Consider the following 12225-nt stretch of genomic DNA (forward strand, 5'->3'; position numbering starts at 1 on the left):
CCTCAGCCGTCTTCGGGCAGGGTGGCCAGCTTCACGGCATGCAGCCAGCCGCGATATTTGGCGGCCCGCGCATCCTCTTCCAGGTTGGGCGTGAAGCGCCTATCCACCGCCCGGCTTTTCGCGAAATCTGTCGGCTCGGGGTAAAGCCCGGCATCGAGACCGGCCAGATAGGCGGCGCCCATGGCCGTCGTTTCCCGAAAGGCCGGGCGTTCCACCGCCTGGCCCAGCATATCGGCCAGAAACTGCATGGTCCAATCGCTGGCGGACATGCCGCCATCGACGCGGAAGGCGAGGTTTTCGATCGGCTCGCCGTAATCGGCCAGCATGGCCTGCAACAGGTCGCGCGTCTGATAGCCGATGCTTTCCAGCACCGCGCGCGCGAGTTCCCGCTTCGTCGTGCCGCGGCTGATGCCGCTGACCAAGGCGCGCGCGTGGCTGTTCCAATGCGGCGCGCCGAGGCCGGTGAAGGCCGGCACCAGATAGACGGATTGGCCTGGGTCGGCGGCTTCCGCCAACCGTCCGGTTTCGGCTGAGTTCTCAACCAGGCCCAGCCCGTCGCGCAGCCATTGCACGCTGGCGCCGGCCGAGAAGATGGAGCCTTCCAGCGCATAGGCACGCTCGCCGCCGCGCGCCCAGGCGATGGTCGTCAGCAGCCGATGGCGGGAGGGTTTGGGCGTCGGTCCGATATTGAGCAGCACGAAACCGCCAGTGCCGTAAGTCGCCTTCACCGTGCCGGGCGTGAAACAGCCCTGGCCGATCAGCGCCGCCTGCTGGTCCCCGGCAATGCCGCGAATGGTAATGGGGCCGCCGAAAAAATCGGCCTGCGTCACACCGAATTCCCCCGCGCAGTCGCGTATCTCCGGCAGCAGGCTGGCGGGAACGTTAAACAGCCGCAGCAGATCATCGTCCCAGGTAGCAGTACGAATGTCGCAGAGCAGCGTGCGGGACGCATTGGTCGCGTCCGTCGCATGGACCTGGCCGCCCGTCAGGCGCCACAGCAGAAAGGTATCGACCGTGCCGAAGGCCAGCTTGCCGGCCTCGGCCTGGGCGCGGGCGCCCGGCACATGATCCAGCAGCCAGGCGATTTTTGTGGCCGAAAAATAGGGGTCCAGCCGCAGGCCGGTGCGCTCGGCAACTAAGGCCTCATGCCCGTCTGCCTCAAGCTGCTGGCAGAAATCGGCCGTGCGCCGATCCTGCCAGACAATGGCATTCGCAATGGGGCGGCCGGTGGCGCGTTCCCAGATCAGCGCCGTCTCGCGCTGATTGGCGATGCCCAAGCCCGCGATATCGGCGGCCGAGAGGCCCGCTTCGGCGATTGCTGCGCGGGCCGTGCCCAGCGTCGTCGCCCAAAGCGTCTCGGGATTATGCTCAACCCAGCCGGGATGCGGGAAAATCTGGGGGAATTCTTCCTGCGCCGATGCCACCGGCTTCATCGCCGCGTCGAAGACGATGGCGCGAGTGGAGGTGGTGCCTTGGTCGATCACCAGAATATGCGCGGGCATGGGCGGCATCCGTCTCAAAAGGCAAGCGGGAAGGGGTGTTCGGCCCCTTCCCGGTCAGGCTTAGCAAAGAGTTTAGCAGTATCAGCCTTACTTCGTCGCGGGCTGCCAGCTCTTGATCAGCTCGTCATAGTCCACCGTCTGTCCTTGCGGCTTCTCATTGGCGAGCTTCCGCTGCGGTGCCAGCGTCTTGTTGGTCTCGGCCTGCTGATACCAGTATTCGGCCGATTGCGGCTTGTTCATGATCGGGCCGCGATCGCCCTGCACGCCGGAGCGCTGGATGCGCGTCATGATCGCATCCTGGTCGCGCGCCAGACCGTCCATCGCCTGTTGCGGGGTCACCGAACCCGCGATGGCGTTGGAGACGTTCTGCCACCAGACCTGCGCCATCTTGCCGTAGTCCGGCACGTTGACGCCGGTCGGCGTCCACTGCTTCACCGCCGGGCCACGATAGAATTCGACCAGACCGCCCATGCTGGGCGCCGCCTGCGTCATCGCGTCCGCGTCGATATCGCTCTTTCGGATAAGATGCTGCGTGGTCAGCGACTTCTTGAGGCTGACAGTCTTGGAGACGCTGAACTGGGCATAGAGCCAGCCGGCCTTGATCTTCTCCATCGGCGCGTATTTCAGCATCGTCCAGCAGCCGCAATCCTGGTAGCCGAGCTTCATGCCCTCTTTCCAATAAGGCCCATGCGGGGAGGGGGCCATGCGCCATTTCGGCGTGCCGTCCGAATTCATCATCGGCGAGCCGGGCTGGTTCATGGTGGCGGAGAAGGTGGTGTACCAGAAAATCTGCTGCGCGATATGGCCCTGGCCCGGCACCGGTCCGGCTTCCAGGAAGTCCATGCCGGCCGCTTCCGGCGGGGCATATTTCTTGAGCCATTCGACATATTTGGTCAGCGCATAGACCGCCGCCGGGCCATTGGCGTCACCGCCGCGCGTGATGGAGGAACCGCGCGGACGACCGTCCACATTGCGAATACCCCATTCATCGACCGGCAGGCCGTTGGGCAGTCCACGATCGCCGGCGCCGGCCATGGACAGCCAGGCATCGGTGAAGCGCCAGCCGAGCGACGGGTCTTTCTTGCCGTAATCCATATGGCCATAGACGCGCACGCCATCGATTTCCTTCACGTCATTGGTGAAGAAATCGGCGATGTCTTCATAGGCGGACCAGTTCACCGGCACGCCCAGGTCATAGCCGAACTTGGCCTTGAACTGCGCCTTCAGTTCGGGACGCTTGAACCAGTCATACCGGAACCAGTACAGGTTCGCGAATTGCTGGTCGGGCAGCTGATACAGCTTGCCGTCCGTGAAAGTGCCGAAGGAAAGACCGACGAAATCGTTCAGGTCCAGATTGGGATTGGTGACATCCTTGCCGTTATTCGCCATGAAATCGGTCAGCGAACCGTCGACGATGTCATTGTAGCGCGGATGCGTGCCGATGAAGTCCGAATCGTTCATCCAGAAATCGTAGATCGGATGGCCGGACTGCATCTCGACTTCGATCTTGTCGACCAGCAGGCCCTCGTCCATCAGGTCATGATTGACCTTGATGCCGGTGATCTCGCCGAAAGCCTGGGTCAGAACCTTCGATTCATACTGATGGATATTCAGGATTTCGGAAACGCAGCTCACCTGCATGCCCTTGAAGGGCTTCGCCGCATTGATGAACCATTCCATTTCCTGCATCTGAGCGTCTTTGCTCAGCGTGGAAGGCTGGAATTCGCTGTCGATCCATTTCTTCGCCGCATCCATCTGCTGGGCATGGGATGGCGTCGCATGGGTCAGGATGGCGGCACTGGCGGCGGCGGCCGCACTGCCTTTCATCAAGTCGCGCCTTTTCATTTTCTTGTTCTCCCTTGTGCCGGTGCCCGGCGTGCCATCACGCAGGATCGTTAGTGCCGGCGAATTGTTCAGGCGAAGCGGAACATCGCAACTCCGTAAAGCAGCGAAATTCCAGTCGGGTAGTAGAGATTGTCTCCGCCCGTGATCCTGATCCACAGCACAAAGATGATCGCACTACCGATAAGCGAGACGAAGAAGCGGTCGCCCCTCGTCGTCGGAAAACCCAAGACCCCGCGCTTCGGCGTTTCCGGCCGAAAGACCGCCAGCAGCGTCAGAACCACCAGACAGGCGAGGATAACCGCGAAAAATCCCGCCGTCGCCCAGGTCCAAGCCATCCAACCGAACATGTGCCAGCCTCCTTACACGCGGCCAAGGGCGAAGCCCTTGGCGATGTGGTTGCGCACGAACCAGATGACGATCGCGCCCGGGATCATGGTCAGAACACCGACCGCCGAGAGCAGGCCCCAATCCATGCCGGCCGCCGAATAGACCTGCGTCATGACGGCAACGATGGGCTTGGCATGAATGGTCGTCAGCGTGGTCGCCAGCAGCTGCTCGACCCAGGAAAACATGAAGCAGAAGAAGGCGGCGACACCGATACCATTGGCGATCAGCGGCAGAAAGATCTTCACGAAGAAGCGCGGGAAGGAATAGCCGTCCAGCGCCGCCGTCTCGTCGATTTCGCGCGGCACGCCCGAGATGAAGCCTTCCAGAATCCAGACTGCCAAGGGAACATTGAACAGGCAATGCGCCAGCGCCACGGCCCAGACGGTATCGAATAGCCCGACCGAATAATAAAGATTGAAGAAAGGCATGGCGAAAACGGCTGGGGGCGCCATCAGGTTCGACAGCAGCCAGAAGAACAGATGCTTGTCGCCGATGAAACGATAGCGGCTGAAAGCATAGGCTGCCGGCAGGGCCAGCGCCACAGAGATGATGGTATTGAGAAAGACATAGGACAAGGAATGCAGGAAACCATTGTACCAAACGGGGTCCGAGAAGATATGGCCGTAATTGCCGAGCGTCGGATGATGCGGCCAGAAGCTGAGATGGCCGGTGATTTCGGCATTGGTCTTGAAGCTCATATTGACCAGCCAATAGATCGGCAGGAACAGGAGCAGCAGATAGGCAGTGATGACGATGGTGCGGGTCTGGATGCGCATCACACACCCTTTCTCTGGTCGAGCTGGGTCATGATCGTGAAGAAGACATAGCAGATCGTCAGCGTGATCAGATAATAGACGATCGACATCGCCGCCGCATTACCCAGATCGACCTGCCCGAGCGCGATCTTGACAAGATCGAGCGACAGAAAGCTGGTCGCCTCGCCAGGCCCGCCGCCGGTAACGACGGAAGGCTCTGTATAGATCATGAAGCTTTCCATGAAGCGCAGCAGCACGGCAATCACCAGAACCTTTTGCAGCTTGGGCAATTCGATATTGCGGAAGACCGACCAGCGGCTGGCGCCGTCGATGCGCGCGGCCTGATAGAAGGCATCCGGTATCGCCTTCAATCCGGCATAGGACAGCAGCGCGATCATGCCCGTCCAATGCCAGACATCCATAATGACGATGGTGGCCCAGGCCGAGGTCGGGTCTTGCGTGTCATTGTAATGGATGCCGATGGCGTTGAGCGCCGCACCCAGAAGCCCGATATCCTGGCGGGCGAAAATCTGCCAGATGGTGCCGACCACCGTCCAGGGGATCAGCAGCGGCAGGGCGATCAGCACCAGGGTCGCGCCGACCTTCCAGCCCTGTTTCGGGATGCAGAGCGCGACGGCAATGCCCAGCGGCAATTCCAGGCACAGGATGACGATGGAAAAGATCAGGTTGCGCACAAGGGCGCTGGCAAAACGGCCACCAATATCGGTCGTCGGGTCCAGCAGTCCCTGGAACCAGGCGACGCCGTTCCAGAAGAAATTGTTCTGCCCCATCGTGTCCTGAACGGAGTAGTTGACCACCGTCATCATCGGCACGAGCGATGAAAACAGCACGATGATCAGAACCGGCACGACGAAAAGCCAGGCCCGGTTGTTCCAGGGTTTGTCCATCATGCGCGCGCTCCCTCGACACGAAGGTCATCCACGAAAAGATGCACATGGCCGGGTTCGATGGTGAGGCCGGCGGTATCGCCAGGCTGAAGATCGGCGTCCGCCGCCAGCGTCGCGATGGCCTCCCCGCCGCCGATGGCGAAGCGGCCCAAACGGCGGCGGCCAAGGTCTTCCACCTTCAGCATTTGCACCGCAATGCCGCCGTTTGCATGCAGCATCGCGTAATCCGGACGGAAGCCGATTTCGACCTTTGCGCCATTGGCCGGCGCGGCATAGGACGCGCCGAGGTCGAACACGGTGCCCTGGACGCGCGCCTCGCGGCCGGCGACCGTCGCGGGCAGAAAATTCATGCCCGGACTGCCGATGAAATAGCCCACGAAACTATGGGCCGGACGCTCGAACAATTCGGCCGGCGTGCCGATCTGCAAAACCGCTCCGTCCTTCATCACCACGACCTCGTCGGCGAAGGTCAGCGCCTCCACCTGATCATGCGTGACATAGATCATGAGAAGGTCCAGCGCCTGATGGACAGCTTTGAGTTTGGAGCGCAATTCCCATTTCAGCGCCGGGTCGATCACCGTCAGCGGCTCATCGAACAGCACGGCGGAAACATCCGACCGCACCAGACCACGCCCGAGCGAAATCTTCTGCTTGGCATCCGCCGTCAGGCCCCGCGCGCGGCGGCCCAGAACAGGCCTGAGGTCGAGCAGATCAGCGATTTCATCGACGCGGCGCTTGATGGCGTTTTTCTCGACACCGCGATTCTTGAGCGGAAAAGCGAGATTTTCCGCCACCGTCATGGTGTCGTAAATGACCGGAAACTGGAAGACCTGCGCGATATTGCGCTTCTCCGTGGACAGGCGCGTGACATCCGTGGCGTCGAACAGCAGCCGCCCTTCGGACGGGATGACGAGGCCGGAAATGATGTTCAGCAGAGTCGTCTTGCCGCAGCCGGACGGACCCAGCAGCGCATAGGCGCGGCCTTGCTGCCAGACATGGTTGATCGGCTTCAGCGCGTAATGCGGTGCCGCACCCGGCGCGCCGGGATAGGCATGGGCGATATGGTCGAGGGTGATACTGGCCATGATGCTTTCCCCTCAGACCAAAGCGCTTGTGCGGGCAATGCGCGCTTCCGGGGCGCGGACCAATCGGCCGCCCTCGTCAAAAACGAAGATGCGGGCAGGGTCGATGCGAATTTCGGCAGGGGCGCCCGGCTTCCAGTCATGCACGCCCAGCACGAGGCTGACCCAGGTGCCGGATCCGATATCCAGATGCACGAAGCTTTCCGAACCGCTGATTTCCGTCACCGCAACCTGGCCGGGAAAGGCGAGGGGCGCGCCGGAGACGGTGCCGAGCTTGGCGTCCTCTACCCGGAAGCCGATGCGATAGATGCCGTCCGGCAGGTTCGGCAGCAGAGACTGCGCATCGATATCGCCGCCGCGCGGCAAGGTAGCGCGGGGTCCTGACAGCGTGGTGGTGAATTCGTTCAGCGGCGGATCGGAGAAGACGCGTGCGGCATCGATATTGGCGGGGCTGCGATAGACAGACGGCGTTGGCCCCACTTGCGTCACGCGGCCCTGCCACAGGGTTGCCGTGGTGCCGCCCAGCAGCAGCGCCTCGGTCGGCTCCGTCGTAGCATAGACCAGAATGGTGCCGGTGGCAGCGAAGAGTTTCGGCAATTCTTCCCGCAATTCCTCGCGCAGCTTATAGTCCAGATTGGCCAGCGGCTCATCCAGCAGGACGAGTTCTGCATGTTTCACCAATGCGCGGGCAATCGCCGTGCGTTGCTGCTGGCCGCCGGAGAGTTGCGCCGGCAGGCGCTTAAGGAAAGGATCGAGCCGCAAAACGCGCGAAGCATCCGCCACGCGCTTTTCAATCTCGGCCTTGGGCAATCCGGCGACGCGGAGCGGCGAGGCGATATTCTCATAGACCGTGAGCGACGGATAATTGACGAATTGCTGATAGACCATGGCGACGCTGCGGCGGCGCACAGGTACTTGCAGCACGGATACGCCATCCACCAGCACATCGCCGCTGGTCGGCTTGTCCAGCCCTGCCATCAGCCGCATGAGCGTGGTTTTACCGGCAAGCGTCGGCCCCAACAGCACATTCATGGTGCCGCGCTCAAAGAGCAGCGACACATCATCGATGATGCTGTCCTGGCCTTGTTTCAGGCTGACATTGCGAAGTTCGAGACTCACGCGGCGGGCTCCCTTGCCGGGACGATTTCAGTCAAGGCATCGTCGATACGGGCTTGGTCTGTTGTGCTGATCCGCAAACCGAGTTTGGAACGGCGCCAGAGGATATCCTGGCTGGTGCGGACCCATTCGTATTGGACGAGGTAGCGGAGTTCGGCTTCGGTGATATCGGCGCCGAAGGTTTCGCCCAGATCGGCCATGGATGCGGCGTCACCCAGCAGGATCGTGACGCGCGTGCCATAGGCGCGCAGCAGGCGATGCAGATGACGGTCGGACAGGAAAGGGTAGCGCCGTGCCATCTCCGCCTTGAGGGCCGGAAAACCCTGCATGGGAAAATCCCCACCCGGCAGGTTTTCTTTGCCCGTCCAGCCTGCGGCCTTGCCCGTCGCGGGCGGCAGATGCGGCGCCAATTGCGCCAGCGCCGATTCCGCCAGCCGGCGAAAGGTCGTGATCTTGCCGCCATAGACGGACAATAAAGCGGGCGCACCGTCAGGCGCGTCCAGCTTCAGCACATAATCCCGCGTCGCCGCCTGGGCCGCCGTGTCGCTGTCCTCGTTATACAGCGGCCGCACGCCGGAATAGGTCCAGACCACCATGTCGGGCGTAATCGCCTTGGCCAGATAATCGCTTGCCGAGCGGCAGAGATAGGCAATTTCTTCCGTGCTTGCCCGCACATCCGCTGGGTCGCCCTTATAGTCCTGATCGGTGGTGCCGATGAGCGTGAAATCCTGCTCATAGGGAATGACGAAGAAGATGCGGCGGTCGTCATTCTGGAAGATGTAGCAGCCGGGATGATCGTACAGCTTGGGCACCACGATATGGCTGCCCTGGACCAGGCGGACGGGCGCACGGGTGTTGTTGTGCAGCACGCTCTGCCCGACATCGCCGACCCAGGGGCCGGCGGCATTGACCAGGGCGCGGGCGCGAATGGCGTAGGTCTGGCCGGTCGCCTCGTCCTGCAAGGTCACGCGCCAAGCCCCGCTCTCCCGCACCGCCTCCAGGCAGCGCGTGCGGGTGCGGATGACAGCGCCCCGCGCGGCCGCATCCATGGCATTGAGCACGACGAGGCGGGAATCCTCGACCCAGCAATCGGAATATTCGAAGGCATGGACATAGTCGGGCTTCAGCGGCTGGCCGGTGACGTCCCGCCGCAGATTGACCGAGCGGGTCGGCGGCAGCTTCTTCCGCCCGCCGATATAGTCATAGAGAAACAGGCCCAGGCGCAGCAGCCAGCGCGGGCGCAGCTTCTTGTGATAGGGCAGGACGAAGCGCAGTGGCCAGACGATATGGGGTGCTACGCCCCACAGCACCTCGCGCTCCATCAGCGCTTCGCGCACCAGGCGGAACTCGTAATATTCCAGATAGCGCAGCCCGCCATGGATCAGCTTGGTGGAGGCCGAGGAGGTGCCGGAGGCGAGATCGTTCTTCTCGGCCAGGAACACCCGCCAGCCGCGCCCCACCGCGTCGCGCGCAATGCCGCAGCCATTGATCCCACCGCCGATCACGGCAAGGTCGTAGGTCTCGGCAGAGCTCTCAGGGTGTGCGTATGTTTCCAAATTGGCATCGTTCCGGCCGGCGCTCTTGATGAGCGTCTTGGTAACGGAACAGAAACACGAAACTTTCGAATGTGCAAGCGATCAAAATGCGCGCATAGCGAAAATCGTTTCTATCGAAAGGCTCTCAGTCTTCGTCGAGCTCGCCGCCGGTTTCGATAACCTCGGTGCCAAGCCGTTGCAAAAGCTCAGACATTTTTGGCGGAATGCGGTCGGTTACCAGGGTATGGATCTCATCCAGCCGCGCAATGCGCACCGGGGCGCGGCGATTGAACTTGGTCTGGTCGGTGACCAGCACGACCTGACGCGCATTTTCGATAATCGCGCGCGAAACCTGCACTTCGCGCACATCGTAGTCCAGCAGCGTGCCGTCCTCGTCGATGGCCGAGGTGCCGATGATCGCCAGATCGACCTTGAACTGGCGAATGATATCGGCCGCCATCTGGCCGACGACGCCGCCATCGGTCGGGCGAATGGTGCCGCCCGCGATGACCACATTGATCGAGCTGTTGCGGTAGAGAAGATTCGCGACATTGATATTATTGGTGATCACCAGCAGGCCGGTATGGTTCACCAGCGCCTGGGCCACTTCCTCGGTCGTCGTGCCGAGGTTGATAAAGAGCGAGGAATGGTCGGGGATCAGCTTCGCTGCGGCCTCTCCGATGCGCCGCTTGTTTGATTGCGCGACGAGTTTGCGCGCCTCATAGGCGAGGTTCTCGACACCGGACGCCACCACTGCGCCGCCATGGGTGCGGGTGATCAGCCGCGCCTCGCCCAGATCGTTCAGGTCACGGCGGATGGTCTGTGGTGTCACGCCGAAACGAGCGACGAGGTCTTCGACCGACACACGTCCCGTCTCGCGCACAAGCGTGACGATTTCCTGTTGGCGGCGCGAGGCCGGACGCAAAATGTCCATTTTTCTCAAACAGATGCGGTGGAAGAGACGCCCGGCGTGGAGACGCCCGGCGTGGGGACGCCCTGCGTGGACACGCCAAGATTGAACGCGATGGAAATGCGCAAGTCCTGGCCGCGATAGGGCCGCACCTGATGAAACAGGAAGGACGGGAACAGAAACAAAAGCCCCGGGCGCGGCCGGATCATCTCTCCGGCGCCGACCGAGGCACCGTCCTCGCCCGCGAATTTAAGGGCCGGCGCATACATGCCAGGCCCGGGTCCGCGCGGGTCCATCATTTCGAATTCGCCGCCCAATGACGGGTCATCGGCACAGCCGCCGTCATCGACGTAATAGGTGCCGGACCAGAAACTGCCGGGATGGTAATGGGCGATATTGCCGTCGCCGGGTCCGTTGACATTGGCCCAGGCCTGCACGGTCCAATTGGGGTGCAGCGGCTGCCCGGCGCGATCCGCCGTCATGCGATTGGCGACCTGCTTGGCGGCGGCGATGACCTCTGTCATGCCGGCACCGCCCCAGTCCAAAATGTCGCGGTCGGAATGCCAGCCGCCGGCATTGGAGGCCTGAACAGAAGGGTGGGAGGCGCGGCGGTCCAAGATAATGCGGCGAAGCTCGGCATTCCGCGCCGCGGCATCCGGCAATTCGACAGCCGCGACGGGCGTCGCAAAGAGACCGCGAATGTTGATTTCGACGCGCGCCATTTTCGTTTCTCCCGCGTCAGCCTGTGCGCGTGCCTCTTGCTCCTGTCAAGAGCGAACGAAACGCGCCTTAGCCGGCGGAGACCAGCAGCCGGCGCGCGGCCTTATCCCGCCCAATCAGCGGCAGCAAATCTTTCATGTCCGGGCCGCTTTCCTCGCCCGTCAAAGCCAGGCGCAAAGGATGATAGAGGCCACGCCCCTTGCGGCCGGTGGCGGTTGCCAGCGCCTTGGTCCAGATCCCGGCCGTATTCTTGTCCCAGGGCTCCGCCGGCAGGGCGTCAGCCGCCGCGCGCAGGAAGTCTGCGTCATCCGGCTGTTCCGGCGGGGAGATTTCCTCGGCCACGATTTCCCACCAGACACGGGCTTCGGACAGCAGGTCCAGATTGCCGCGAATGGACAGCCAGAAGTCTTCCGTCGCGCCCTGCGGCAGGCGGCTGACCACATCGGCGAAGGCCAGACGGTGGATCATCTGGCGATTGATGCCGAGCAGCTGGCGCGGATCGAAGACGGCGGCGGAATGGGACATGCGGCCGAGGTCGAATGTGGCCGTCACCTCATCCCGCGTCAGCGGCGCCATATCGTCGGCCGAACCAAGGCGCGCCAGATAGGCGATGATGGCGTCAGGCTCCAGCCCGTCCTTGCGCAGGCTGCGGACCGAAAGGCTGTCGAAACGCTTGGACAGCTTGCCGCCCTCGGCATCCGTCAGCAGTGGCAGATGGGCGAAGCCGATCTTCTCCGGCTTGCCGCTTAAGGCCCGCATCAGGTCGATCTGGATGCCGGTATTCGTCACATGATCCTCGCCGCGGATGATGTGCGTCACGCCGAACTCCAGATCATCGACGACCGAGGTGAAGGTATAAAGGAAGGTGCCGTCGGCGCGGATCAGCACCGGGTCGGAGACGCTAGGAAGTTTCACCCGGCGTTCGCCGAAGACCAGGTCGTTCCAGGTGACGACGCCGTCCGAGAGCTTGAAGCGCCAATAGGGGGTCTTGCCATTGGCTTCGGCCGCCGCGCGCTGCTCGGGCGTCAGCCGCAGCATCTCCCGGTCATAGACCGGGGGCAGTTTACGCTTCAGGCGCAAGGCGCGCTTGGCGGCCAGCTCCTCTTCGCTTTCGAAACAGGGATAGAGCAGGCCGAGCGCTTTCAGCCTGTCGGCGGCGGCTTCGTACTGCGCCATGCGGTCGGACTGGCGCGCGTATTCGTCCCAGTGAATGCCCAGCCAGCGCAGGTCTTCCTGGATTCCCGCCTCATATTCCGGCTTCGACCGCGCGACATCCGTATCGTCCATGCGCAGCATGAGCTGCCCGCCATGGCGGCGCGCGAAGAGGTAATTGGCAACGGCGGTGCGCAAATTGCCGACATGCAGGAAGCCCGTGGGGCTGGGGGCAAAGCGAAGGCGAGGGGTGCTGGCGTTCATGCTCCCCCCATGCCCTAGGCTCTGTGTCTTCGTCAAAGCCCCAGGCGCC

Annotated in this window: 11 protein-coding genes; all 11 read right to left on the reverse strand. The window is 62.6% G+C overall.

All coding sequences use genetic code 11. The features are described from left to right. Positions 1-2: 2 nt before the first annotated feature. On the reverse strand, positions 3-1502 hold the full coding sequence (glpK, locus tag ASILVAE211_RS03035) for a glycerol kinase GlpK (RefSeq protein WP_227319797.1): 1500 nt from the start codon (positions 1500-1502) through the stop codon (positions 3-5). Positions 1503-1589: 87 nt separating this feature from the next. Then, complete coding sequence (locus ASILVAE211_RS03040) at positions 1590-3329, reverse strand: ABC transporter substrate-binding protein (protein ID WP_264478641.1); 1740 nt, start codon at positions 3327-3329, stop codon at positions 1590-1592. An 86-nt stretch (positions 3330-3415) separates the two neighbouring features. Beyond that, complete coding sequence (locus ASILVAE211_RS03045) at positions 3416-3694, reverse strand: DUF2160 domain-containing protein (RefSeq protein WP_227319799.1); 279 nt, start codon at positions 3692-3694, stop codon at positions 3416-3418. A 12-nt stretch (positions 3695-3706) separates the two neighbouring features. Then, on the reverse strand, positions 3707-4510 hold the full coding sequence (locus ASILVAE211_RS03050; RefSeq protein ID WP_227319800.1) for a carbohydrate ABC transporter permease: 804 nt from the start codon (positions 4508-4510) through the stop codon (positions 3707-3709). Continuing rightward, entirely contained in the window at positions 4510-5400 is an 891-nt protein-coding gene (locus ASILVAE211_RS03055; protein ID WP_406566005.1) for a carbohydrate ABC transporter permease, read from the reverse strand. Before ASILVAE211_RS03055 ends, ASILVAE211_RS03050 begins: the two co-directional genes overlap by 1 nt. Continuing rightward, complete coding sequence (locus ASILVAE211_RS03060) at positions 5397-6482, reverse strand: ABC transporter ATP-binding protein (RefSeq protein WP_227319801.1); 1086 nt, start codon at positions 6480-6482, stop codon at positions 5397-5399. The genes ASILVAE211_RS03055 and ASILVAE211_RS03060 overlap by 4 nt, the downstream gene beginning before the upstream one ends. Before the next feature lie 12 nt (positions 6483-6494). Beyond that, the gene (locus ASILVAE211_RS03065; RefSeq protein ID WP_227319802.1) at positions 6495-7598 is read right to left on the reverse strand and encodes an ABC transporter ATP-binding protein; all 1104 of its coding nucleotides are present in this window, start codon (positions 7596-7598) and stop codon (positions 6495-6497) included. After that, a complete protein-coding gene (glpD, locus tag ASILVAE211_RS03070) occupies positions 7595-9151 on the reverse strand; it encodes a glycerol-3-phosphate dehydrogenase (protein WP_227319803.1) in 1557 nt (518 codons plus the stop codon). The genes ASILVAE211_RS03065 and glpD overlap by 4 nt, the downstream gene beginning before the upstream one ends. A gap of 124 nt (positions 9152-9275) precedes the next feature. Further along, the gene (locus ASILVAE211_RS03075) at positions 9276-10064 is read right to left on the reverse strand and encodes a DeoR/GlpR family DNA-binding transcription regulator (protein ID WP_227319804.1); all 789 of its coding nucleotides are present in this window, start codon (positions 10062-10064) and stop codon (positions 9276-9278) included. A 5-nt stretch (positions 10065-10069) separates the two neighbouring features. Beyond that, the gene (locus ASILVAE211_RS03080) at positions 10070-10762 is read right to left on the reverse strand and encodes a TIGR02466 family protein (RefSeq protein WP_227319805.1); all 693 of its coding nucleotides are present in this window, start codon (positions 10760-10762) and stop codon (positions 10070-10072) included. A 67-nt stretch (positions 10763-10829) separates the two neighbouring features. After that, the gene (gltX, locus tag ASILVAE211_RS03085) at positions 10830-12176 is read right to left on the reverse strand and encodes a glutamate--tRNA ligase (protein WP_227319806.1); all 1347 of its coding nucleotides are present in this window, start codon (positions 12174-12176) and stop codon (positions 10830-10832) included. Positions 12177-12225 lie beyond the last annotated feature (49 nt).

The sequence above is a fragment of the Acidisoma silvae genome (assembly GCF_020618775.1).
Taxonomy (GTDB): Bacteria; Pseudomonadota; Alphaproteobacteria; order Acetobacterales; family Acetobacteraceae; genus Acidisoma; species Acidisoma silvae.